This is a genomic window from Paraburkholderia sp. RL17-373-BIF-A (genome assembly GCF_046030175.1).
Classification (GTDB): domain Bacteria; phylum Pseudomonadota; class Gammaproteobacteria; order Burkholderiales; family Burkholderiaceae; genus Paraburkholderia.
In genome coordinates this window covers 1-372 of the sequence record NZ_JARESO010000470.1, presented here as the reverse complement: position 1 = coordinate 372, position 372 = coordinate 1, and the positions used below count along the sequence as shown (strand labels likewise).

The 372-nt window shown below is 67.2% G+C and carries 1 pseudogene; it reads left to right on the top strand.

From position 1 onward, the window contains the following. Nucleotides 1–372: pseudogene (locus P0D80_RS51420) on the top strand (DNA-binding protein); the annotation flags it as partial.

The window sequence follows — 372 nt, the reverse complement described above, 5'->3', positions numbered from 1 at the left end:
CGCGCTCGAGCAGCGCACCGGCGCGTTGCTGGCCGCGCAGGTGGAGGTACGGGAGCTGGAAAAGGCACAGGCCGAAGGCCGCGCACAGCGACAGGCGCTGGAGGCAGAGCTTGAGCGGGTCCGGGCGACGCTGGCTGTGCGTGATCGCGAGTTCGTGGAGGTGCGTGAAGGATTCTCACGCGATCTCGGGAAGCAGCGGGACGCGACGGAACGCGCGGAGGAACGGTTCCGTGCCTCTGAAAAGCGTGCCCTGCTGGAGATCGATCGCGAGCGAAGCGCCGCAACGAAACTGCAGAAAGAGCTGGACGAAGCCGTGCGCCGTGCGGAGCAGAAGGACGCCGATCATCGCCGCGCGTCTGAAACCATGCAGGC